Annotated in this window: 24 protein-coding genes; 5 read left to right on the top strand and 19 right to left on the bottom strand. The window is 71.1% G+C overall.

The genetic code is table 11. The features are described from left to right. Window positions 1-147 precede the first annotated feature (147 nt). The 19 genes from ACZ434_RS09740 to ACZ434_RS09650 all read right to left on the bottom strand — a co-directional run bounded on the left by ACZ434_RS09740 (window position 148) and on the right by ACZ434_RS09650 (window position 18159). Entirely contained in the window at window positions 148-1938 is a 1791-nt protein-coding gene (locus tag ACZ434_RS09740; RefSeq protein WP_468453593.1) for a vWA domain-containing protein, read from the bottom strand. Continuing rightward, entirely contained in the window at window positions 1935-3077 is a 1143-nt protein-coding gene (locus tag ACZ434_RS09735; protein WP_468453591.1) for an AAA family ATPase, read from the bottom strand. The genes ACZ434_RS09740 and ACZ434_RS09735 overlap by 4 nt, the downstream gene beginning before the upstream one ends. Window positions 3078-3268: 191 nt before the next feature. Beyond that, the gene (locus tag ACZ434_RS09730; protein ID WP_332057141.1) at window positions 3269-3490 is read right to left on the bottom strand and encodes a hypothetical protein; all 222 of its coding nucleotides are present in this window, start codon (window positions 3488-3490) and stop codon (window positions 3269-3271) included. 37 nt (window positions 3491-3527) lie between these two features. Then, window positions 3528-4718: a hypothetical protein gene (locus tag ACZ434_RS09725; protein ID WP_468453589.1), complete on the bottom strand. Its 1191-nt coding sequence runs from the start codon at window positions 4716-4718 to the stop codon at window positions 3528-3530. Continuing rightward, complete coding sequence (locus ACZ434_RS09720) at window positions 4715-5173, bottom strand: hypothetical protein (RefSeq protein ID WP_332056871.1); 459 nt, start codon at window positions 5171-5173, stop codon at window positions 4715-4717. Before ACZ434_RS09720 ends, ACZ434_RS09725 begins: the two co-directional genes overlap by 4 nt. Window positions 5174-5209: 36 nt before the next feature. After that, complete coding sequence (locus ACZ434_RS09715; RefSeq protein ID WP_468453586.1) at window positions 5210-6316, bottom strand: hypothetical protein; 1107 nt, start codon at window positions 6314-6316, stop codon at window positions 5210-5212. Next, window positions 6309-7052, bottom strand: coding sequence for a glycosyltransferase (locus ACZ434_RS09710; RefSeq protein ID WP_468453714.1), 744 nt, complete (start codon window positions 7050-7052; stop codon window positions 6309-6311). Before ACZ434_RS09710 ends, ACZ434_RS09715 begins: the two co-directional genes overlap by 8 nt. Before the next feature lie 43 nt (window positions 7053-7095). After that, window positions 7096-7605, bottom strand: a complete 510-nt coding sequence (locus tag ACZ434_RS09705) for a hypothetical protein (protein ID WP_165684259.1) — start codon at window positions 7603-7605, stop codon at window positions 7096-7098. 144 nt (window positions 7606-7749) lie between these two features. Continuing rightward, window positions 7750-8826 carry a DUF8094 domain-containing protein gene (locus ACZ434_RS09700; protein ID WP_468453584.1) on the bottom strand — a complete coding sequence of 359 codons (1077 nt, stop codon included), beginning with the start codon at window positions 8824-8826 and terminating at the stop codon, window positions 7750-7752. 10 nt (window positions 8827-8836) lie between these two features. Next, on the bottom strand, window positions 8837-9403 hold the full coding sequence (locus ACZ434_RS09695; RefSeq protein WP_468453582.1) for a hypothetical protein: 567 nt from the start codon (window positions 9401-9403) through the stop codon (window positions 8837-8839). A 185-nt stretch (window positions 9404-9588) separates the two neighbouring features. After that, a complete protein-coding gene (locus ACZ434_RS09690; protein WP_228126019.1) occupies window positions 9589-10032 on the bottom strand; it encodes a hypothetical protein in 444 nt (147 codons plus the stop codon). A 197-nt stretch (window positions 10033-10229) separates the two neighbouring features. Next, the gene (locus ACZ434_RS09685; RefSeq protein WP_468453580.1) at window positions 10230-10802 is read right to left on the bottom strand and encodes a hypothetical protein; all 573 of its coding nucleotides are present in this window, start codon (window positions 10800-10802) and stop codon (window positions 10230-10232) included. 14 nt (window positions 10803-10816) lie between these two features. Continuing rightward, a complete protein-coding gene (locus ACZ434_RS09680; protein ID WP_333934336.1) occupies window positions 10817-12331 on the bottom strand; it encodes a VirB4 family type IV secretion system protein in 1515 nt (504 codons plus the stop codon). A 28-nt stretch (window positions 12332-12359) separates the two neighbouring features. Then, on the bottom strand, window positions 12360-12821 hold the full coding sequence (locus tag ACZ434_RS09675) for a DUF6238 family protein (protein WP_468453577.1): 462 nt from the start codon (window positions 12819-12821) through the stop codon (window positions 12360-12362). Window positions 12822-12922: 101 nt separating this feature from the next. Then, window positions 12923-14392, bottom strand: coding sequence for an SCO6880 family protein (locus ACZ434_RS09670; protein WP_468453575.1), 1470 nt, complete (start codon window positions 14390-14392; stop codon window positions 12923-12925). Between the two features lie 81 nt (window positions 14393-14473). Beyond that, window positions 14474-15856 (bottom strand): SCO6881 family protein, encoded by a 1383-nt coding sequence (locus ACZ434_RS09665; protein ID WP_468453573.1) that lies wholly within the window; start codon window positions 15854-15856, stop codon window positions 14474-14476. Window positions 15857-15892: 36 nt separating this feature from the next. Then, window positions 15893-16585 (bottom strand): hypothetical protein, encoded by a 693-nt coding sequence (locus ACZ434_RS09660; protein ID WP_468453571.1) that lies wholly within the window; start codon window positions 16583-16585, stop codon window positions 15893-15895. Next, entirely contained in the window at window positions 16585-16899 is a 315-nt protein-coding gene (locus tag ACZ434_RS09655; protein ID WP_193458575.1) for a DUF6112 family protein, read from the bottom strand. The genes ACZ434_RS09660 and ACZ434_RS09655 overlap by 1 nt, the downstream gene beginning before the upstream one ends. Window positions 16900-17037: 138 nt before the next feature. After that, the gene (locus tag ACZ434_RS09650; RefSeq protein ID WP_210961992.1) at window positions 17038-18159 is read right to left on the bottom strand and encodes a C40 family peptidase; all 1122 of its coding nucleotides are present in this window, start codon (window positions 18157-18159) and stop codon (window positions 17038-17040) included. Between the two features lie 512 nt (window positions 18160-18671). Between ACZ434_RS09650 and ACZ434_RS09645 the strand changes: the two genes are divergently transcribed. The 5 genes from ACZ434_RS09645 (at window position 18672) to ACZ434_RS09625 (ending at window position 22198) form a co-directional block, all read left to right on the top strand. Then, on the top strand, window positions 18672-19427 hold the full coding sequence (locus ACZ434_RS09645) for a DNA-methyltransferase (RefSeq protein ID WP_193458573.1): 756 nt from the start codon (window positions 18672-18674) through the stop codon (window positions 19425-19427). A 251-nt stretch (window positions 19428-19678) separates the two neighbouring features. After that, the gene (locus tag ACZ434_RS09640) at window positions 19679-20230 is read left to right on the top strand and encodes a DUF4913 domain-containing protein (RefSeq protein WP_161231090.1); all 552 of its coding nucleotides are present in this window, start codon (window positions 19679-19681) and stop codon (window positions 20228-20230) included. Further along, window positions 20227-20712, top strand: a complete 486-nt coding sequence (locus ACZ434_RS09635) for a hypothetical protein (RefSeq protein WP_054100375.1) — start codon at window positions 20227-20229, stop codon at window positions 20710-20712. The genes ACZ434_RS09640 and ACZ434_RS09635 overlap by 4 nt, the downstream gene beginning before the upstream one ends. A gap of 18 nt (window positions 20713-20730) precedes the next feature. Then, on the top strand, window positions 20731-21429 hold the full coding sequence (locus ACZ434_RS09630; protein ID WP_365632693.1) for a hypothetical protein: 699 nt from the start codon (window positions 20731-20733) through the stop codon (window positions 21427-21429). 25 nt (window positions 21430-21454) lie between these two features. After that, the gene (locus tag ACZ434_RS09625; RefSeq protein ID WP_468453567.1) at window positions 21455-22198 is read left to right on the top strand and encodes a hypothetical protein; all 744 of its coding nucleotides are present in this window, start codon (window positions 21455-21457) and stop codon (window positions 22196-22198) included. Window positions 22199-22213 lie beyond the last annotated feature (15 nt).

Below are 22213 nucleotides of genomic sequence, written 5' to 3'. Positions count from 1 at the left end.
GTTACGTTCGAGGTCGGGCTGCTGGTCTGGGGCTTCAAATCGAGTGCCTTTCGTTGACGGTTGGGGTTGCACGAGTCATGCGACGGACGGGGGTGATCTGGAGTGCTTGGCGGTGGTCTCGGGGACGCTTTCGCCTTCTGCGTCGTCTCAGCGGGTCCTGCGGATGGCGTCTGTGGCCGCCTTGGCGATGGCGGCGGGAGCGCTGGAGGGCTGGGGCAGGTGCAGCAAGGTGGTCCCCGGCAAGTGGCGGGATTCCGCGGTGAGGGTGAGCTGGAGTACGGCGCAGCCGGCGGTCGTGAGCTGCTTGACGCGGGTGACGGCTTGAGCGGTTTCGTCGCTGCCGTAGTGGGCGTCGGTGACGATCACGAGGAGGCGGCCGGCGCCGGGGCGGCTGAGTTCGAGGCCGTGGTCGAGTGCGTCGATGGCGTTGGCGAGGTTGTGGTGGCCGCCGGTGGCATCGAACGTCGTCACGCGCTCTGGTGCTCGGTGGGTGGGGCGGGTCAGTGCGGTCAGGTGCCTGTCGTAGGCGATGGTGGCGGTACGGGAGTCGGGGTCGGTCAGGGCTGCTGCGCGTGCCACGATCCAGGCAGCGGAGGCGACGGGCGCGCAGGCGGCACGCATGGAGCCGGAGACGTCGACGGCGATCCCCACACGCAGTGGTGGGGTGGGGGAGTTCCGGCGGCGGGTGTGGGTGAACGGTTCCGCTGTGGGGACCGACCCGGCCGCGCGCTGAGCGTCGCGGGCGAGGGCCGCGCGCATGTTGAGGCGGCCGGGCGGGGTGGGGCTGGTGGTCCGTTCCTCGGTCCGCTCGCGGTAGGCGGCGGCACACAGGGCGCGGCTCAGGCGCGCGGCGGCACTCTGCTCGGCGGCGGTGGGCCTGCGGGTGCCGGTGACGGGGTTGCCGGAGGGTGCCGGTGTGCCGTCGGGGTGGACGGTGGTGCTACGGGCGTTGAACACCGACTTGGCGGTGGCGGCGGCTGTGCGTCGCTGGCGGGCCCGCTGGGCGCGGTCCTGAGCCTGCGCCTTGGAGCGCGACGCCATGGCGTTGGCCGCTGCGTCCTGTGCCGCGAGGTCGGCCGCGTCGGTGGCTGCCGCGTGGTCCATGACGACCTTCACGGCGCCGGTCAGCAGATCGGAGAGGCCCTCCGGCACGGGCAGGGCGGGGGCCGCGGCGTCCAGAACGTCGCACCATTCTTGACCGTGCGCGAGCATGGCCGTGGCGTCGTGGTCGGCGCACTGGTGAGCTGCGGTCCAGATGCGGGTGAGGGTGGTCAGCAGGTTTGCGCCCAGCACCTTTTCGCACAGATCGGCGACAGCCCGGGTCTCGCCCGCGTCCAGGATGCCGACGTCACGGCGGCCGAGGACCAGGGCCGCCACGGCGGCGGCCTGCTCAATGCCCTGGAGGGCGGGGTGGGCAATGTCGGGCATGACCAGGGTTCGGGCACTGGTGCGCAGGTACGTGCGGTCCGTGGGCCGCGTGATCAGGTGCGCGCCTTCGACGCGGCTCTCCTCCAGCAGGAGCGCGGCCTCGACGACACGGGGGTTCGCTCCGGCAGGCTGTGTCCAGACGGAGTGGGCCGCGTGCGCGGCCTCGTGGACGAACACTCCCCAAGCGGCGGGATACCGCTCCTCGTCGCCCACGATCCGCGGATGGATCTCGTGGGGCTGGAGGGGTGCGAACAGGCGGGCGTCGAACTCGACCTCGCCCAGCGTGGGGAAGTAGGCGGCGGGTGCGCCGCTGCGCGTGCCGGGGCGGCAGGTGACGAGGAGGTCCTGGCGGCCGGAGAGGGCGACCAGCCGGTCGCCGAGTTCGGCTCCCACGCGCAGCCACGCGGCCGGGGAGGAGCGGGGTTGCGCGGGCGGGGCGCCGTCGTCGTCCCAGCGCGCGAGGTCGGCGTCGTCTTCCGGCGTGGACTGGATGTGGTGGTGGGCACTCATCGCGGGCGGCCCCGGTGTGCGGAGCCGGTGCTGCCCGGAGGCTGCCGGGCGGCTGAGGCGGGGAGCTGCTTGCCGAGGGTGAGAGGTGCGATCCTCTTGATGCCGACAGCCTTCGTGACGGCGTCGGCGACGGCGTCGCGATCCTCCACAGGAGCGATGCCGACGAGGTTAGCGAGCGCGGCTTTGGTACCGAGGACGGCCTCGGTCTTCTGGTAGCTGAGCAGTTCCCGCAGTTGGGGGGCCCAGCCCAGCTCGCCGAGTTCGACCTGACGGGAGAGGTGTCGGGCGACCCGGACCACCCGGGCATCGATCCTCAAGGCCAGGGCGAGGTCGTAGTCCGTGCCGATCTGGATCTGCACGCTGAACCGGCTCGCGAGCGCCTCCGTCAACACCGCCCCGTGGACGCCGGGATTGTGGCCCGCCACCACGTAGAAGCCCGGCTCGGCCTTGATGGTCTCGCCCTTGTGGGCCTTGACCTGGATCTGCCTGCGCCCGTCCATCGCGGGATACAGCGCCGCCAGGACCTTCGGTGAGATCAAGGTGGCATCATCGATCAGCAGAGCGCGGCCCTCGGTCATCGCGGTGACCAGCGGACCGTACTGGAAGACGTAGGCTCCCGCGTCGTCCTGTGTGTACTCGCCGATCAAGTCGCCGACCGTGGTGTCACCGTCACCGGCAACGGTGAGCAGGTCCGGGAACGCCGCCTCGACCAAACTCGTCTTGCCGGTGCCCGGAGGGCCGTAGAGCAGTACCGGCACGTCGGCGTCGCGCAAGCGATTCAACGCCTCGACGTCCGGCAGATCGGCCAGCTCCCGGGGGTGGTAGAGCTGGCCCCCCGCGCGGCGGATCGGGCCGGTCTGCTTGGGCGCGGCTGCTGCGGTGTAGGTCGTACGGGTCGTGGCCGCCTGGGCGCGGGGAGAGTGGGTGCCCGGTGGGCTGATCACAGCCCTCTGCGCGGCTGCGGCAGTTTTCGCGTTCGCGCGGAACTGCGGTTGCCCGGTCCCGCTTTGGTCGGCCTCGCCCCGTCGCACCAGGGTGAGGGCGGCGTTGCGGACGGCGCCATGGGAGTGGCCCAGCTGCCTGGCCATGTCCCCTATGGTGAGCTTGTCCGCCGGCCGGTCGGCCAGCAGCCGGGCCACCTTGGCCCGTAGTTCGCCGCCCTTGGTGCGCGCTGATCTGGTAGGCCCGGGTGTGGTCAAAACGAGAACCCTTCAACAGGTGTGGGTGGGGGCGGGGTGGGCGATGCGCTAAAGAGGCCGGCCGCTCTCGGAGGGGATCACGGGCTGTGCCGACATCGGCGACCGGGCCAACCGGGGCGTACCGTCGGCGCTCACCGGCCGGCCGAGGGCTCGGTCCAGGGGCACGGGACGGCCGGCGACGAGCAGCTGGCTGGTTGCCGGGCAGCCCCGCGCGCCTGCTCCGTACCGAGTCCCGTCACTCGGCAGGCGCAGCCGGGCGTCTCTTCGAAGCCGTCCTGGAGCAGGATCCGCCGGGCGGCGGCGTTGTAGCCGGTGGTGGTGATCTCGCCGGTGATGGTGTGCCGGATCGGTATGAACGGCTCTGCTGCTGCTTCGGGCAACGCGGATCTCCTAACGGTGGCGGGCCGTCGTGCTGGCGCGGGGCGGCGGCGCGGGCGGTGTGGTGTCCACGGCCGGGCGCGAGCGGGCGCGCAGCACGGGGGTGCGGTGCGGAGGCAGGACGGCGACGGTCGCACCGAGGTCCTCGGCTGCCTCTTCGACTTCGCGGGTGAGGAACTCGATCTGCCGGCCCAGCGCGGAGAGGCGGGCGGCGATCTGGCGGCCCTGCACGGTCTCCAGGGCGCTGGCGAACTGGCCGCTCGTCTCCAGAAGTTCTTGCAGGCGGACCATCGGGCCGGCGGCGTAACCGCGCTGGACAGCTCCCAGAAGAGCATTCGATGCGTCACCGGCACTGTGGCCTTCGACGACGTCGCGGATGAGGTCCTGCAGGGACAGCTCCGGGGCCGGAGCCGGACGGTTGAACCGGGAGATGTCCGAGCGCAGCACACCGGGCGGAACCGGAGCGGGCAGGGCCTTGCCTGTCTCGTTCTCGTGGGCGAAGTGCCCGATCACCTGCCAGCCCGGTACGCCCGGGTCGCCGCGCAGCGCGACCACTGTGGAGTCGTCGTCCTCGACCAGGTAAGCGAGGGTGATCGGCTGTCCGTCGGCGGCATACCACGACTCGGTCAGCTCCAGCGCACCACGTATCTGTGCGGCCCGGGCCCTGTCGGTCCACAGCTGCTGTTCCTCGTCGGTCAGCGGAGCCTGGTGGTGCCGGCCGTCGCGCTGGTCGGCGAGGTTGCTGGCGATCGGGCTGTGGTCCGCCCAGGCAGTGAGGTGCGGCCACAGAGCCGCGTGCTGAGCACGTTCGGCTGGAGAGCCGGGCGCGGCCGGCCGGTCGAGGGCCCGGCGGATCTCGGCGGCGGACGATGCCAGGCCGTCCAGGACGGCCCGCCACCCGGTCAGGTGCCGGGCGGGCGGCAAATCGTCGAGCGCGAGTCGGGCGGCATCGAGGAGAGCCTCGGCGTGCGGAGCGAGGTGGGTGACGTACGCTTCCACCGCCGCCTTGTCACGGTGGGCTCGTGCGGCTGCGGCGGCGTCTGCGTGGACGGTGCGGCCGTGGCGGTCGCGTGTCATGTCGAGGGCGGCATCGGTCTCGCAGTCGATGACGGCCATCCGCAGCCGGAAGTCGCCTGCCTTGCTGGCCAGTTCGGACGCCGTCGGCAAAGGACTGTCGGGGGCCGGGCTGTTCGTGGGTGTCATCGGGACCGCCCGCCGGCTGCGGCCGTCAGGTGGACGGTGGGAGCGTAGGTGGGCTTCGGCGGGATCGGCCGGGCCGACGGAGGGTAGGTGGTGGGCGGGGTGGAGCGCTGCGTCGTTCGGCCGGCGGCGGCCTGGGCGAGCCTGCTGCGGCGCTCCTGGAGCCCGTGGGGCCGGACAGGGCGCGGCGGACCGGCGGAGAGGGCCGGATTGAGGCGGATGTCGGCCTGCACGGTGTAACCGTGGCGGCGCAGGTCATGGACAGCCTGGCGGGTGCGGCGGACTCCGTCGCGCTCGGGCTCGCTGAGGCGATACAGCCCGGGTTCACCGGGAACGGGCTCGAACTGCTCGCGCTCCAGGAACCAGTGGGCGAGGTGCTGGGGAATCGAGGAAGTGAAGGAGGCGACGAAGCCGTGTTCCTTGTGGTCGCCGAAGGAGAAGTGGGTGCCGGGTTGCAAAGGGGCGGGAATCTCCAGACTTGTCGTGGGGAACGGTCAGTGGCTGCGGTACGCCGGCCGGGCCGCGGCGAGGGGGCGGGCTGGGGCTGTGACGGGGAGGGCCGGGCGGCGGTGGGGTGCGCTCAGGCGGGCCTGGCGCAAGAACGCGTCGCCGTCGGTGAGCCACGTGTCGATCGCCGGCCACGCGCGTGCTCGGCGCTCCTGCTCCGGTACGGCATCACCGTGGACGATCTCGTCGAGCAGGGCTTCGGCATCGCTCACGGCGTCGGCCAGACGGGAGAGGGCTGAGGCGTCGTCGGGCCACGGGCTGGTCGCGGGCCGGCACCGGTCGAGCAGCGTCGGGGCGTGGTCGACGACGGTCAGGAAACGGCGCCAGGCGTGGTCGAGGAACAGCTCCGTCGAGGCGCCGAGGGCGGCGGCGCCCAGCGGGGTGGCGTCGCTGTAGCTGCCGGAGGCGTTCATGGCCTGCCAGGCGTCGTGCTCGGAGCGGATGTCTGCGAGCACGCCGGCGATGGCCGCCGTCTGGCGGGCATGGACGGCCTGCTCGTAGGCGGGAAGGTACCGGTCGGTGAGGGCCTGGGCAGCCCGCCCGGGAAACGGCGGCAGGACGATGCTGGGCGGAGCGTGGGGGTCGCCGTAGCCTCCTTCGAGCCCTTCCGGCGAGAAGGCGCCCACCAGGTAGCCGAGATGATGGCCGGGCCGCTCGACGAACAACAGTGTGGTGCCCTGCGCCGCGTCGGTGAGGACCGCGGCGTAGGGGATCCGCTCGCTCTGGACGGCGCGGCCGAGGTCGCCGCTGTCCCAGATCCACGGGACCAAGTCCTCCTGCCAGGCCGGGTGCGCATAGATCTCGACCGAGGCGTGCCACTGGCCGGGCAGCAGGCGCGCGAGGTCACGGGCGGCGTCGCCGATGTACCGCCGGCTGCTCGTGTGCACGCTGGCGCGGTGCCGCTTCGCGCACGTGACCAGATCGACCACGGTGGTCTGGGTGCCGTCCGCGGCCAGGTGCCAGACGCCGTCGTCGTCTCGCTGGAAGCCGCTCTCGGCGAGGGCGGTGTGCGCCCACGGATACTGCTCGCCCGAGGCGATGGCGACGATCCCCGACTCCCGGCTGTGCGACAGGATGATCTGCGCCTCAGCCATGGACCAGGTCTTCGCCACCGCGCAGGACGGCGCGCAGGCTGCGCCCGTACGCCCAGGCGTGCTGCCGGGCCGCCGCCTCCAGCTGGTCGTACCCGACCTGGGCCGTCATCTGCCCGGGGTGCTTGCGGTACCGGTACACGGGCACCGGCAGCAGGATTCCGGGCGCGAGCGTGGTGACGCCGAGGGCCGCGCAGTAGTCCTCGCCCTGGACGAGGCCGCCCATCGGCGCTGCGCGCACGAGATCGGTGCGGGCGAGGATCGTGGTCGGCCCGATGGGGATCGTGTCCGTCGGCGTCTTCCAATAGGCCCACACGTCGCCGGCCTCGTGCCGGCCGGGCGGGGTCGGGCAGCGCCACAGACGGGTCGAGCCGTCGGGGTGCTGGTCCTCGCTCCAGCCCGCGCACCAGCCGACTCCGGTGGATTCCAGGGTGTCCAGCCGTACGGACATGGCGTCATCGGTGAACTGGTCGTCATCGTCGGCCCAGTTGACGTAGGGGGTGCGCACGTGTGTGAGGGCCAGGTTCCTGGCGCAGGCGGCGCCGACCGGCCGGGGCAGCGTCAGCGTGCGGATGCGGGAGTCCTGCGCGAGCGCGGTCGGCAGGCGTTCGGGTGTGGTGCCGTCGAGCGCGATCACGGCCTCCCACGGCACGGACTGCCGGGTGAGGCTGGCGTGCATGGTGGTCAGGTAGTCGAGGCGGTCGTCGCGCAGGCGGGTGGCGATGACGACCGTAATCAGGGGAGCGGGCAGGGAAGTCTCCGGCAATGAGGGGAGGTGAGGGTCAGCGGCGGGCAGCCGTGCGGGGCCCGGTCGGTGCTGCACCGGCAGCGGGCCGCGGTGGGCGCGCGGTGCGCGAGGTGGTGGGCGTCCGGCGTGTGGTGATGGCGGGCCAGTGCGCCGGGTGGTCGCTGAAGGGGGTGTTGGGGTCGGTGTCCCAGGCCACGAGGGGGCCCGTGCCTGTGTGAGCCATGCTGATCACTTCGATGCCCTGCGGATGCAGGATGTAGCCCCACGGCATGCCCAGGTCGCTGGCGGTGGTGTCGGTGACCGTCATGCGCACCGGGGGCGAGCCGTCCGGAGTGATCAGGTGATCGAGGGTCCGGCTGGGCCAGTGTTCGCCGCCGGTCAGCGTGGCCACGAGCGTGGGCGGGGCGTCGTCGAGGAGATCGGTGCCGAGTTCGTCCCAGCCGACGGCGATGTCGTCGATGAGGTGCTGGGCCATGGCCTCGACGTCGCGTCCGAACTTGTACTGGTAGGCGGCCAGGAGGAGCGGGAGGTGGTTGCTGGGCACGCCGTCGAGCTGGACGTGGATGCCGCTGTACCCCGTGCCGGGGGTGGGGCGGGCGATGAAGGAGTGTGTGGACAGGGAGTTCTCCGGAGCGAGCAGGGGGCGGGGGATGTCCTCGGTGGCCGTCGAAGTGGCGGGCGGGTGCGGCTACGCGCGGTGTGACCAGGAGGGGACCGGGGGGCCGGAGGCGTCGGTGCGGGCGCAGGTGTAGCCGATCAGGCGGGAGGGCTCGGCCTTCGCGGGGACGGTGGCGGCGTCGTTGCACACGAACGTGTACTGGATGGACATGCGGGGCACGTCGTGGAGCCAGGCCCGGTCTTCCTTGCCGGGGTTGATCTGCAGGCCGGAGTGCGCGACGGCGTCGGTCTGGGTGTGCGTGTGGGAGAAGAGGACCAGCGCGCCGCCGTCTTCCGTCTTGAGGGCGTAGGCGTCCGTGAAGCGGTTGTCGGCTTCGTCGAAGACGCTGGTTCCCTTGTCGCCGAAGCGTGTTGCGGCATCGCTGTGGACCTTGACTTGCCGCTTGCTGGCCTTGGTCGGCGCGAATACCTTGTTTCCGGTGTTCGTGCCTCCGGTGGTGAAGTTGTCCAGCACGGCAGTACGCTGCAGGTCGGCGTCGGCGGCCAGCTGCTTGTTGTCGTTGGAGGCGACGGCGGTCGCGTATCCCTCGCGGTCCAGGGCGACGTCGGGCAGCTTCTGGCTGTCGAGGTCGACGACGGACACCATCTCCCAGCGCTTGTGGTGGGGCTGCTTGGCGAACACGGCCAGGCGAGAGGGGGCCTTGCCCTTCTCGCTGGAGAGGGCGGCAGCGAACCAGCGGTCCTGCCCGTCGGCCAGGCGGGGGATGTACAGCTTGGCGCTGGCGAGGTCGTAGGACCAGCGCTCGTACGGCTCGCGGTCCTTGGCGGGGAGTCCTTCGGTCTCGGTGTAGTCCGAGACAGACATCGCGTACAGGGGTCCGTCCTCGACGGTGTCGAGGAGGCGCCGGTCGCGGTCCGCGTTGGCCTCGTTGTTGATCTTGGAATAGCGGGTGATGACGTCGCGGGCCTGAGCAGCGCTGAGAGCGGGCGCGGGCTTCGGGGCGGTGCTGGCGCTGGGCGTCTGTCGGGCCTGGGCTGGGCCGTCTTCGTCGGAGCAGCCAGTGAGGGCCAGGGTGAGGCAGGCGGCGCCGATGATCAGCGGCAGAGTACGGCGGGCGGTGCGGATGGAGGCTCCAAGGGTTCGCAAGGGGAAGAAGTCAGGGCGTGCGTCTGGCCGGTGGGGCGGCTTTCGGCGATGCCGGCGGGAGGACCCGTGGCGGGAGGGGTGACGGCTGGGCTGGGGGAACGTGTGAGTTTTCGTGGGGCAAGGCGGGGTGCGGTAGCAGCCTGAGCTGGGCGAGGCGGTGGTCGATCGCCTCGATCAGGGGTTGGGTGCTGCCGCCGTGGCGGGCTTCGGGCCGTTGGGGAGCACCGGGATGGTTGGAGGGCGCCGAGTCGTAGATGACCTCGAACAGCGTCGGGTCGTCGGGGTGCTCGCGAGTAGCGATCCAGCCCTCCGGGTCTCCGGGCGGTCGCTCGGAGGGCGGGTCGTGCGGCGGACTGATGACCAGGTAGCTGTCGTCGGGGAGCGAGACGCGCACGTTGTAGGTGCTGAGGCCGAATTCGATGTCGCACTGCAGCCCGCGTGCCCGAAGCGGCGTGATGACGTGTGCGTGGCGACGCCACAGCTCCTGCCACCACGGCGTGTGCACGTTGCGGTGGTCGGGCAGCGGTGCGAGCGGTACCTGGCCGGGTTCTGGAGTGGTCGTTTCGTCAGCGGCCATGGCTCCTCCTGCGGCTGCCGCCGCTTGCGGCCCGGAGGTAGGCGTGCGGGTCGTCGGGGCGTGGGGGAGAGGTCAAAGGGTGTGCTCCTTCCTGCCGGCGGGCAGAGCGGCGACGGCTGTGGCGTCGGGGTGATTCGGAGTGCAGTGGGTCCAGGGCGCGCACGGGCACGGCCGATGGAGAAGAGCTAACGGTGAGGCCCGGGGCCGGTGGAGGGAGGAGCGGGCGGCAAGCTCGCGGTAGCTCCACGCGAGGCGTCGGCCGACGCTGTGGGGGCGGGGGCCGGGTCATAGGCGGCGCGCAGCCTGTTCAGACCGGCTTCGTCGGCGAGAGCGAGGGCGGACAGCGCCCGGCTGGCCGCTGTCATCAGCAGGTGCGAAGGCGATCCCTTGGCCGCGTCGCGGTTTTCCTGCTTCCACCGTGCTGCGGCGACGAGGTAGTCACTCAGGGCGCGCAGTGCGGGTTCGGCGGCGTCCAGGACGTGGTCGGTGACCGCGTCGATCTCCGCCGGGGTCCGGGCTGCGGCGAGGGCGTCCAGGTACGGGGTGAGGTCGGGCGCTGGCCAGGGCTGGTCGGGTAGGGGGTACGCGGCGCGGAAGGGCTGTGCATCGCGTTGTGCCCACCGCTTCAAGTCGCCGCGGGTGGCGAGGTTGTACCGGGCGGCTTGGATCTGGTCGGCGTCGCGGCCGACGTTGTCGTAGAGCTCGAAGTCTGGGTCGCGGGGGATGATGCAGGAGTCCTTCGGGCTGGTGCGGGCTGCAGGTCGTTGCGGGCGGACTGCACCGAGGTGGCGATCTGTTGCACGAGCAGTTCACGGCTCTGGCGCGGTCAGCGGTGGAGACCGCCAGGCCGGGACGGCGGTGGTTCCGGCGGTCCCTCCCGGCGGGTCAGAGGCGCAAGGAAGCGCTGGACGCCGAGGTGGTCGTCGAGTCCCTTGGCTGCGTCGCGGAGGGATTCCGAGGCACGCCGCAGAAAGGCTCGCGCTGAGGCGTGGTCGATGACCATGCGATTCGTGAGGTAGTGCCGGTCGGTGGGGTTGGTGGTCCGGGGCAGGGTCAGGGCGGCCTCTGCGGTCTCGGTGAAGTGCGGGGCTGCGTGGCTGGAGATGGTCGCGGCCGTGGCGAGTTGCTTCAGGACGGTCCGGCCGGTCCGGGTGGTGTGGTGAGGGCTCCGGGCGAAGGCGTCGGCCAGGCGGAGGACCTCGCGTGAGAGGTCCTGCGCATCGGTGGCGTGCTGGAGCAGCGCGGTGTAGGACGGCGCGGCCGGAACGTGCCCGTTCTCGTCGAGCAGCTCCCACCACTGGGCGGCGTCGTGCAGTTTGTCCTTCATGGCGTTGAGTGCGCCGATAAGGTGGAGCGCGTCGTCGCGCGGTATCAGGTCGCGTTGGAAATCGGGCTTCACGGGCCTTTTGCTCCTCAGTGCATACGGGCGTCGGTGTCGAAGAGCGCCAGTTCGTGGCTGTGCAGGAGGTGCTGCACGATGAAGCTCCGACCTGCGACTTTCCACAATCCGCGCCCTCGGTTGAGGTGGGCGATGGCGTCCATCTCGACGGAGGTCAGGCCGAGCAGGGAGGCTGCGGCGTGGAGCTGGTCGGTCTCCTGGCGGTAGATGATGCGGGTGGAGCAGTCCGCCAGGAGGCCCTCGGCCAGGGCGCGGCCCTGTGATCCGGCGTCGCCGGCGGTGAGCAGGTCGGACAGCCGGTGGATCACCATGAGGTTGGCGATGCCGAGGCCACGGGAGAGCTTCCATTGGGCTTGCATGCGCTGGAGCAGGCCGACGTGCCGCATCAGGCGCCATGCCTCGTCGTACACGATCCAGCGCCGGCCGCCGTTGGGGTCGGAGAGGGCGGATTCCATCCAGGCGCTCGCGCAGGTCATGGCGAGGACGAGGGCGGTGTCGTCTCCGGATCCGCCGAGGCGGGAGAGGTCGATGGTGAGCATCGGCGCGTTGGGGTCGAAGCTCACGGTGGAGGGGGCGTCGAACATGCCGGCCAGGTCGCCGTGGACCAGGCGCCGCATGGCGTGGGCCAGGTCGCGGGCTGCGTCGCCGAGTTGGCCCGACATCATCCCGGCGGCCTCGTCGAGGTCGGTCGGGTTGTTGAGGGTGGCGGCGATGTTGCCGAGGAGCGGGGTGCGGTGTGTGTCGGCGGCGCGGGTGACGACGGCGTCGAGGGCGACGTCCAGGGCGGTGTGTTCCATGGGCATCAGGTCCCGGCCCAGTACGGTCCGGGCGAGGGAGCCGAGCAGGAGCAGGCGCCGCTTGCGGATTTCGCCGACCCAGTCGGCCTCGGCCACGCTGTCCGGGCGCGGGGCTGCGTCCAGGGGGTTCAGGCGTCCGGGCAGTCCGGGCCCGAGGGCGACGGACCGGCCGCCGAGGGCTTCGGCCACCGGCGTCCACTCGCCCTTCGGGTCGCACGGGACGTAGACGCGGTACCCGAAGGCGACCGATCGCAGCGCGAAGGACTTGGCCAGCGCGCTCTTGCCCTGGCCGATCACGCCGGCGAGCAGTAGGTTCGGGTTGGTGAACCCCTCGACCTTGCCGTACAGAGCGAACGGGTCGAAGACGAAGGATGCTTCGGCGTGGACGTCGCGGCCGATGTAGATGCCCTCGGCGCCGAGTCCGCCTTCGGCGAGGAAGGGATAGGCGCCGGCCGCGACGGCGGTGGTCATGCGGTGGGCGGGAAGTTTTAGCCGGTTCCCGCGAGCGGAGGCGGGCCCGGGGCGTCCGCTCGGTGGGTAGAGCGGGGCGGGCATCTGCTGCTCGGGGCGGGTGCTTTCGCTCTGGTGGGCGCTGGCTTCCGCGCGGGCTTTTGCGGCGGCCTCGGCGAGCTGGCGGCGGGCGGCCTTGCGGCTGGCGCGGTCGGTGCCGTGGGGGGTGAACAGCGGGCTGGCGGACGCGCGGCGGGCGCGGCGGGCGGGCCGGTGGCTCATCGGGGGCCCTCGATTCTGCGGGTGGTGCTCATCGCACGCAGGCCGTGGCGTGCGGGCGGAGGTCGGCGGGGGTGGTCTTGCGGCGGACGACGTGTCCGGCGGCGAGGTGGCGCTGGCAGATCGTCAGCACGGGCAGGCCCTCGGGAAGCCGCTCTGGATGGCAGGCGCTTGTCTCGGCGTCGGCCTGGGGTGTGCCGGGCAGCAGGTGGAAGGCGGCGTGGACTTCGGTGGTGGCCTGCCAGAGCCTGGTGTGGGCGGTGGCCAGGTGACGTCCGGCGGCCGGGTGCGGGGGCCGGGTGTGGTCGGCGAGCCGGTCCAGAAGCTGGAGCAGAGCGGTGAGGTGGGCGTGCAGTACATCGAGGTGCAGACGGTCCACGGGCCTGGGCGGGTCTGCGTCCGAGGGCGTGAGGGCGCGTGTGTGGTGGCGGATGCCGGCGCTCGCGGCGCGGAGGTAGGGGTGCGCGTCGTCGGGGCGCGGGGGAGAGGTCAAAGGTGGTGGTCCTTCCTGCCGGTCGGCAGGGTGGTGATGGGGCGTCCCGTCGCGGGTGATCCGGAGTGCAGTGGGTCAGGGCGTGCACGGGCGCTGCTGGTTCACAGGGCGGTGCGGGCGAGTGGGAGCGCGGAGAGGGCGAAGGCGTCCGGCTGCTGGTAGTTGAGCCTGCGGAGATCGACGCCGGAGGTGACGGCGTGGGTCTCGATCTGTGCGCAGGCGGCGTCCAGGAGGGCGTCGGTCTCGGCGGTGACGGTGACCAGGCCGGTCAGGGCTACGTCCGCGTGCCCGGCGATGAGCTGGCGTTCGCGGGTCTTGACGTCGGCGTACTCGACGGAATCCTCTTCGGAGTCGACCTGTCCGCGGCGGGCGCGTTCGTTGGCGTCGGCGATGATCGCGGCCTTCTTGCGCTGGACGTCCCGCAGTGCGGACTCGAGCCCCTGCGGCACGTAGACAAGGGACAGGGTGCGGCGCACGCCGGCCGTGAACATGATCCCGTGCAGGAACCCTGCCCCCATCTCGGTGCGCGGCCAGTTCTCCACCCAGTACGTCGCGTGCCGCGCGCTGTCGGTGGCGAGGCGGTCGTACTCCTCGAACTGCACGACGGGACCGGCGGCTGCGGGGTCGGCCTCAGCGCGGCCGGTCTCGGACCACTGCTGGAGCGCGGCGAGCGCCTTGGGGTCGTAGGCGGTGCGGATGACGGCGGCGATCTCCCGCGCGCTCAGCCATCCGGTGACCATCAGGCCGGCGTTGCGGGCGGCCTGGGCGATGGAGGCGGTGGTCTGCTGCATGACGGTGAATGCCCCGGGCAGCCCTCCGCCGGCCTGGTTGATCAGGCGCCGGGCGGCCTTGAGGTCGAGGGAGATGGCGAGGTAGGTCTCGTGAGGAGCGGCGGCCGGGCCGGCCGAGGCGACCAGTTCGGAGTAGATCTGTCCGGCGACGGGGGTCTGGGGCTGCCCGTTCTGGGTCCAGTGGCGGGTGAGCGTGTCACCGCTGTCGGGCACGGTGCGCTCCAGCACCTGCACGGTGGCGACGTGCCCGGTGCGGGCGATACCTGCCAGCGCGCGCCCCCAGCTGCTCACGTTGTGGTTCTGGGTGGCTGGGTCGAGGAGGGCGAAGGCACGGCTGGTGACGCGGGCGATGGCGGTCAGGGTCTGCTGGTGCGGGTCGTGGACGGCTGCGGCTCCGTTGGCGGAATCGCCGGGGGTGACGACTTTGAGGGAAGCGGCGGTGCCGGGCAGATGGAGGAGGCCGTCCTGCCGGGGCCTGGTGACAGGTCGGGCGAGCCAGAGGGTCTGGCCGGTGCGGCGGCGGTGCGTGTACCGGGTGACGATCGGTGCCCAGTCGATGAGGGAGCGGCCGTGGCGGCGGATGGCGACGAGTGCGCCGGATGCCGCCCACAGCGGTGCCAGGGCAACGGCGCCGAGTAGCCCGGTGGAGATCACCGTCAGCAGCAGGGCCAGTGTGCAGGAGACGAGAACGAGTTGGGGCAGGGAGAGGCCGAGGAGGATGCCGCGGCGGCTCCGGTGGGGGAACTTCACCGTGACCGGAGCAACAGAGAGGTCAGTCATGGGGGCGGGTCCTGGAGGCGCGGGTGGAGGCCGGGGGCGGGAGGTGGTGTGCACGTCCCGCCCCCGGGCGTCGGGCAGGGGTCAGAGGCCGGTCGGAGGCGGCGGCGGTGCCGACCCGCTCGACGCGGCGTCCTGTGAGCCGGAGGACGGGGGTGCGCCCTGTGGAGGCGGTGTCGTTGTCGGCGGAGTGGTCTGCCATCCGCCGCCCTGGCCGGACGCGGCATTTGCGCCGGATCCGCCGGGTCCGGGGCTGCCTCCCACCTGGCCGCTGGTGTCGTCGGACACGCTGGTCGGCGCGGGCTGGACGGCTTTCTCCAGGCCGGACTTGACGGCATCGCCGCCGGGCGAGCCTCCCGTACCACCGCCCTGCGAACCGTCCTTGCCTTCGCCGCCGGTCGGATCGGTGGCGATGTCGCCGGGGAATCCGCCGCCGTCGGGGCCTTGCGGTGCGGCACTCCCCATGGCGGCAGCGCCACCTGCTCCGGCTGCGGCGCTACCGGTTCCGGCGGTGGCTGCGGCTGCGGCGGCCTTGCGGGCGGCCTTCTCGGCGTGGGCCTTGGCGATCTGGGCCCCGGCGCCACCGGCACGGTGGATGGACTCGCCGTCGGTGCCGTCGGCCGCCCAGTGCACGAATTTGAAGACGGCGTACGGGCACAGCAGCACCAGGACCATGATCACGATGCCGGACATGACGTCGGCGAGCGCGGCGATGCCGTCATTGGCTTCGGTCTTGCCCATGGCGGCGATACCGAGGACGAAGATGACGGTCATCAGGAGCTTGGAGACGACGAGGGTGGCGGTGGCTTCGATCCAGCCCTTGCGCCAGCGCCGGGCGACTTCCCAGCCGCCGCCGGCGGAGGCGAAGACCGCGAGGGTGACCATGACGAGGATGCCGACCTTGCGGACCATCATCACGCACCAGTAGAGGAAGGCGCCGATGGCGGCGCCGAGCCCGGTGACGACCGGGACGAGCCAGCCGAGACCGGACAGCGCCCCGATTTGGCTGACCTTCACCACGCGGCGCACGGCCGATTCGATGTTCAGGTGTGCGGCTTTGAACAGGCCGTCGCTGACGGCGTCCACGACCTCGATGGCGACTGTGGTCAGGGCGATGGCGCAGAAGGCGAACAGGACTCCGGACGCGGTGCCCGTGAATGCTTGGGTAAGGGCTTGCCCGTCGCGTCTGATGGCGGCCCGGACCAGTTGCGCGCAGAAGGTGGCGACCAGCAGGACCAGGCCCAGCGGCAACAGCATTTCGTAGTTGTCGCGGAACCACCCGGCGTTCAGATCGACCTTGGTGGTGGTGTTGACGGCTTCGGCGGCCAGGTCGGCTGCGGCGGCTGCCAGTTCACCGGCGGACTTCGCCATCCAGTCACCGATGGCTTTGCCCGGGTCCGAGGCGAAGTCCACCGCGTCGCCGACGGCGCACAGTTTGTCCGCCAGGGGGAAATCACAGAAACCCACGAGGAGTTACTCCTCCTTTCGTGTCTCAGGCGCGGGTCACTGCGTGACGCTCGGTGCGATGGCGGCCAGGGTGCAGTCGTGGTTCGGGCGGCACTGGACGGCCAGGGTCACGGCGCGTTCCTCGGCTCCGCCGCCGCCCTTCTTCCAGCTGAGGGTCTGCTTGCCGTTGACGGTGACGACGTAGATGTACGCCTCGGTGATCGCGGACGGATCCTCGGCCAGCGCCTGCTTGAACGCGCCGGGGTAGTGGCCTTCGGTGATGTGGGCGGTGGCGTGCTGGTCCTGGTCGGCCATCCGTGACCACAGCACGGGGTCGGGGACCTGGCCTGCGACCGAGGTCCAGTCGGCGTACTTGGTCTCGGTGGTCATCCAGGCGCGCATGCCGGCGAGTTGCTGGTCGCGGCTGGTGTCGCGGGTGTCGTAGGACCAGAGCATCTGGGCCGCTGCCTTGGCGTAGGCGACCGGCTCGGCGATCTGCGGCGGCTTGGGCACCGACCCGGACCCGGAGGAAGGCTTGGGAGCAGCCTCGGAGTGGGACGGGCCGCCCGTGGGAGCCGGTGGCGCGGCATTGGGAGTCTGCTGGCTGTTGCCACCGCCGGTCAGCAGGGCAACGACCCCGGCGAGGGCAAGTAGAACGGCGACAACGGTGGCGCCGATCGCGATGCGCTGGTTCGTCGACCAGCCCGAGCCGTACGAGGACAGCGAAGAGGAGGGGAAGCGTTTCCGCATCAGTGGACCTGCGATCCCAGGCCGGAGAAGAAGGCCACGATGCCGTTCGCGGCACCCAGACCGAGGGCGGCGCCGGCGGCGACGACGGCGCCCTTCTTCCCGTTGGCCTCGGCCTGGTGTCCACCGGTGTGGTGGCCCCAGGCCCATACGCCTAGCGAGACGGCGAGGGCGCCGACGACGGCGATGATCCCGAACATGTTGATGCTGTTGACCACGTTCTTCAGCACGGCGAGGCCAGGCAGCCCGCCACCTTTGGGCGTGATTCCTGGGTCGTAGGCGAGCTGGATGACGCGGTCTGAGAGAGGGACGGACATAGGTGGTGCGAGGCTCCTTGCATACGCGGGCCCGGCGAGGCCCAACGGGAAGGTGAAAGGGGAGGGAGAGGTGAGCGAAGGGCACGGAAGTGGCCGCGTCAGCCCGGCCCGCCCGGGCTGGCACCGGGCGGGGCGGCGTCAGAGGACGCGGCGGACGGCGAGAATGTCCCAGTCCTTGATCGGGGTGATCCGCACCGGCTTGGTGGTGCGCGGCGCCTCGATCACGAGGCCCTCGCCCATGTACATGCCGACGTGCTCTGGCCGTGCGGCGGTACCGCGGCTGAAGATCAGGTCGCCGGGCTTGAGATGAGCGGGCGAGACAGCCTTGCCTTCGTTGACCTGCGTGTATGTGGTGCGGGTGAGCGTGATGCCAGCATGGGCGTACGCCTGCTGCATCAGGCTGGAGCAGTCGCAGCGGCCCATGGGGTCGGGGCCGTGCGCGTTGGTGCAGGATCCGCCCCACTGGTAGAGCGTGCCGAGCTGGTGCATCGCCCACTCGATGGCCTTACGGGCCTTCGGGTCGGCGTCCTTGGGGATCGAGTAGCCCTTGGGGACGCTCCCTTCGGGGATGCGGCCGAAGCCGGAACCGTCCTGGCCCGGCGCGCAGCCGGTCGTACTGGTCGACGGCTTCTCGTCCTTGTCATCCGTGGCATCCCCGGCACCGGGGAAGGTCTTGACGATGGCGGCCTGCAGCGCGATGGCCAGGTTCTCCCACTGCGCGTACGCGTCCGGCAGGCCGGATTTCTGCACGGCTTGCGCGGCCTGGGTGACGGTCATCTGCTGCCAGCCGTCCACCTTGAGCAGGTGCTTGTAGAACTGCTCGCTCGCGTAGGTTGGGTCGCGGATCTGCTGGGCGCTGCCCCACCCCTGGGACGGACGCTGCTGGAAGAGACCGAGGGAGTCGCGGTCCCCGTAGCCCAGGTTGCGCAGCCGGCTCTCCTGCATCGCCGTGGCGAGCGCGATGATCTGTCCCTTCTTGGGGACGTCGAGCGAGAGGCCGGCGGCCACGATCGTCGCCGCGTTGGGGACCTGCTCGGCGGGCAGGTCCAGGCCCTCAATGTCAACGTCCTTGCCGGACGCGCCGTCGAGGATCTTGGTGACCTGCTCGGCGACCTTGTCGCTGTCGATGTCGGTCAGGCAGTTGCTGAAGGAGCTGCTGCTCTGTACGGCTTCGGCGGAGGAGGCGAGCATCATGCCGGTGCCGGCGAGCAGGATCGGGGAGAGGAAGACGACGCCGATGCCGGCGGCGAGTGCCTTCAACCCGAGCGGACCGCTCGCCGGTCAGCGGGTTCGGGCATGGGTGGGTGGTCAGACGTCATGAACGAGTCCTTCGGGATGTGGTGTCCGGCGTTCGCGTGCGCGAGGCGTGGTGGAAGGGCGCGGCAGCCGGGGTGGGCGATCGGAGGCGGGCCGGTGCGGGGGAGTTGCCGCTCGCTCCGCGCGGCCGTGCTGTGAGCTAGGTGTGCCGGGGCAGGGGTATCTCCATGAGGTGTGGCGAGGATGTAGCCAGCGGCGGTGTGCGCCGGGCGGTTCAAAAACAGTAGGTGCGGATCGGCGGTTGACCAAAAAGCTCGGCGTGAGGTGCCGGAAACCGGTACATCGGTAAGGGTTTCTTGGTCGTCGGCGGATTCGCCTCTACAGTTTTTTGACTCCCCCTCGCCCTCCTCGGTCTGCGGCCACGGGCTTCTGCATGCCCGCTTTCGGCCCGCGAGGACTCCTGTGTGAGACGGGGTTTCCCTCCGCGATTTCCGCACCCGAATAGGGGTTCCTCTTTGCCTTTTTCTCTGCACCAGGGCGACGCTCTGGCCGTTCTCTCCGGCCTACCGGACGGCTGCGTCGACTCCGTCATCACCGACCCGCCGTACAACAGCGGCGGCCGGACCGCGAAGGAGCGCACCACCCGCTCCGCGAAGCAGAAGTACACCTCCGCCGATTCCAAGAACGACCTTGCCGACTTCACCGGCGAGAACATGGACCAGCGCTCCTACGGATTCTGGCTGACGCAGATCATGACCGAAGCACACCGGCTGACGAAGACCGGCGGGACCGCGCTGCTGTTCACCGACTGGCGCCAGCTCCCCACGACGACGGACGCGATCCAGGCGGCCGGGTGGCTGTGGCGGGGTGTGCTGGCCTGGCACAAGCCGCAGGCCAGGCCCCAGAAGGGCCGGTTCACCCAGAACTGCGAATTCATCGTCTGGGCGTCCAAGGGGCCGATCGACGGCTCCCGGAACCCGGTCTACCTGCCGGGTATGTACTCGGCTTCGCAGCCCTCGGGGTCCAAGCGTCAGCACATCACGCAGAAGCCGGTCGAGGTGATGCGCGAGCTGGTCAAGATCAGCCCCGAAGGCGGCACGGTCCTCGACTTCTGCGCCGGCTCCGGCTCCACGGGCGTCGCCGCCCTGCTGGAAGGCCGGGACTTCATCGGCGTGGAGAAGACCGAGCACTACGCGTCGATCGCGGCCGACCGGCTCACCGAGACGATCCGCGCCACCCTCACCAAGGACGACGTGGTTCTCGCAACCTGAGCCGCGTCCTCTCCTGCCGCCAAGGCAACCGGCTCCCTGCTGAGCCGCCGGCGGAGCACCGCCGGAGCGGACGTGCAATTTCACTGCCCGGTCCGTGCAAGGACGCCTTCGCCTTTCTCCCAACCCGTGTCTCGTAGGAGGCTGAACTTTCAATGTCTGAATCCGCAAGGCCGTCTGACGATGGGGAGTTGGAGCCGGTTCGTATTCCGGATCCGCAGTTGGAGGGAATCGAGGCGAGCGTGCGGCGGCTCATGGAGCAGTCGGCGCAACAGGCTCAGCAGCTCGACCACCTCGCATCCGCGCCGGCGCCGAGCGGGTCACCGTTTGCCGCGTTCGGCATGCCGGGGTTCGGCGGGCCTCCGGCCGCCGCTCCGCCGGAGCCCCGCCCGATCCTGGAACTCGACGGGGAGGAACGGGAAGACGAACTCGACGCCCTCTCGGACTGGGTCGACGACTTCTTCCTCCCGGTCTACGGGGCGGAGGTCACCACCGCGGCACCTTGGTGCCTGCAGTGGCAGGAACACGACGACGTCGTGGCCTGGCTCCACGCCCTGTGGCTCGCCTACCAGCAGCACAAGGACCCCGAAGCCGGGCTCTCCGGCCTGTTCGTGTGGCACCGCGACTTCCTCACCCACGCCATCGCCGCGATCCGCGCGCCGGGCGGACCGCTGTCGGCCTGCATGACCTCCCCCGACCGGCCCGCGCACCGTCTCCTGCCCGGCCCGCCGCCGTCCGTACGCACCGAGACGGCGGCCACGGCGGATGGCACCGGCACTGCCGAGCCGGGCGAGCCGACGTCATGACCGCGGGAGCGGGACAGCCCGCCTTCGGACTGAGCTTCGACCCCCGCGCGCTGACCGATCTCCTCCAGGCCCCCAGCGATATCCGCGACCTCACCCTCGCCTACCTGCAGGAAGTCGTGAACGCCCAGCGCTTCGGACAGCGCCTCGACGGCGACCTGGAGGGATTCCGGAAGCTGTTCGTGGACCGCCGCAAGGACTGGCGCGTCGTCTACGGCGTCCGCCCGGCGCCCGCGGAATCCGCCCACCCCAAGGAGATCCACGTCGTCGCGGTACGGCCGCGTGCGGGCAACGACGTCTACGACGAGGTCGGCCGCCGCCTGGGGATGACCCGCCGGCCGCTGAGCGCCCGCACGCACGCGGCCCGCTCGCGTTCCCCGCAGCTGACCACCCGCCCTCCCAAGCCCCGGCCCGGCCCGCCGCCTGCCGCACTGCCGGGCCTGCCCCGTCCCGCCCCCAACCCCGCGCACCATCCCACCCGCTGAACGCACGGAGCGCCGCCCATGCCCCCTCAACCCGCGCCGACACCCACCCGGCGTGCGGTCACGCAGCTCGACCACCGCCTCGAAGCGATCACCGGCCACGACATCGACACCCTGTGGACCTACCGCGACCGCGGCGCCCTCGACGAGCCACACACCCAGCTGGTCGACCGGCACCGCACCCTGGCCAACGCCCAGATCGGCGTCACCTTCTACCTCAAGCTGCTCAACCGTCTCACGAGCGGTGAGTTCCCTGTCGACGGTGCCCTCTTCGTACGCATCGACCGCACCGTGGACCAGCTGGAGGAAGCCGCCAACGCGCGCGACGCCGCCGCCCAAGAGGTGCTCGCCGCCCTGGAGCCCATCGAGGCCGCCGCCGCAGCATCGACGCCTGACGAAGGACGACTCTCGACCGACGACCGGGCGGCACTGCTCGCCATCGCCGGCGGTGCCAAGCTCCACGAACACCTGCTGACAGGCCGACTGTCCGTGACCGCCTCCTCCGGCACCCGCATCCCCTATCCCCAGATGCAGCAGCTGGAACGCGCCGGCCTCACCGTCCGGGACACCAGCCACCCTGTGCACGCCGGCCAGCCCGTCTCCCTCACCGACGCCGGACGAGCCGCACTGCTGGACGCCCGCCGGACTCCTGCAACGCATGCGCCGACGAGCCCGGCTCGCCCCGGCGCCCCGCCGTCCACTCCAGCGAAGCGGCGCTGAACTGCACCGATCCACCGAAAGGCTCTTGTTGTCCCCCACCGAACCGGCGCCGGTCCGGAAGCCCATTCCCCACGTCGACTTCGAGCTGGACGACCTCGACTCCGACGAGGAGAGGTACCTCGACTTCTATCGCAAGGTCGCTGTCTACGAGGACATGCTCGTCCCCCTCGCCGAACACCACGACGGCCCGAACAGCTACTACGTGCTGTTCGACCGCACCGCCACCTGGGGACGCCCCGGCATGCCCCAGGTGCTCGCCGTGCATCTGCAACGGGACCACGAAAAAGGCATGTTCAGCTTCGAGCACGCTCAGCTGCCGCTGTCTGCGATGGCGCAGTCCTGGCTCATCCATCGCGGCTGCCCGCCCGACGCCATCGGCCTCCACCCCGAACTGGGCCCGCCTCCGGCGGACGAGGCCACGCGAGCACTGGAGCGACGCCTCGTCGGTGACGGCGACCACTACGCCATGGGCTACTCCTACACCAGCGACGACCCGGACGACATGGTCATCGTCGTGGTACTGCGTGCACAGGACGAGCAAGTCCCCAGCCCGTTCCGCGTGGTGGTCGAGGAGGTCGATACCGAGAGGTGGACGCACACCCTGCGAGAGGGCGGCTTCGACACGGCCGGTGAGGCCCTGCAGTGGTGCGACGACCGCCTCACCGGCAAGGCCGGGCCGCTCCCGCCGATCCGCCCGGCAGCCACCCCCAGCCGCCCGGCAGGTGTAGCGAAGGCCCCTGCCCCACACCCGCCCGGCCGCTCTCGCTGAGCGCTGGTCCAGTCG

This window comes from Streptomyces sp. NPDC030893 (assembly GCF_055571535.1).
This window is presented reverse-complemented; position numbering and strand designations above follow the sequence as displayed.

What these genes read in the sequence shown, in the direction of transcription:
- ACZ434_RS09740 (WP_468453593.1), bottom strand. Translation starts at nt 1,938, where the DNA reads ATGAGTGCCCACCACCACATCCAGTCCACGCCGGAAGACGACGCCGAC.
- ACZ434_RS09725 (WP_468453589.1), bottom strand. Translation starts at nt 4,718, where the DNA reads ATGACACCCACGAACAGCCCGGCCCCCGACAGTCCTTTGCCGACGGCG.
- ACZ434_RS09715 (WP_468453586.1), bottom strand. Translation starts at nt 6,316, where the DNA reads ATGGCTGAGGCGCAGATCATCCTGTCGCACAGCCGGGAGTCGGGGATC.
- ACZ434_RS09695 (WP_468453582.1), bottom strand. Translation starts at nt 9,403, where the DNA reads ATGGCCGCTGACGAAACGACCACTCCAGAACCCGGCCAGGTACCGCTC.
- ACZ434_RS09680 (WP_333934336.1), bottom strand. Translation starts at nt 12,331, where the DNA reads ATGAGCCACCGGCCCGCCCGCCGCGCCCGCCGCGCGTCCGCCAGCCCG.
- ACZ434_RS09670 (WP_468453575.1), bottom strand. Translation starts at nt 14,392, where the DNA reads ATGACTGACCTCTCTGTTGCTCCGGTCACGGTGAAGTTCCCCCACCGG.
- ACZ434_RS09660 (WP_468453571.1), bottom strand. Translation starts at nt 16,585, where the DNA reads ATGCGGAAACGCTTCCCCTCCTCTTCGCTGTCCTCGTACGGCTCGGGC.
- ACZ434_RS09655 (WP_193458575.1), bottom strand. Translation starts at nt 16,899, where the DNA reads ATGTCCGTCCCTCTCTCAGACCGCGTCATCCAGCTCGCCTACGACCCA.
- ACZ434_RS09640 (WP_161231090.1), top strand. Translation starts at nt 19,679, where the DNA reads ATGGAGCAGTCGGCGCAACAGGCTCAGCAGCTCGACCACCTCGCATCC.
- ACZ434_RS09635 (WP_054100375.1), top strand. Translation starts at nt 20,227, where the DNA reads ATGACCGCGGGAGCGGGACAGCCCGCCTTCGGACTGAGCTTCGACCCC.
- ACZ434_RS09630 (WP_365632693.1), top strand. Translation starts at nt 20,731, where the DNA reads ATGCCCCCTCAACCCGCGCCGACACCCACCCGGCGTGCGGTCACGCAG.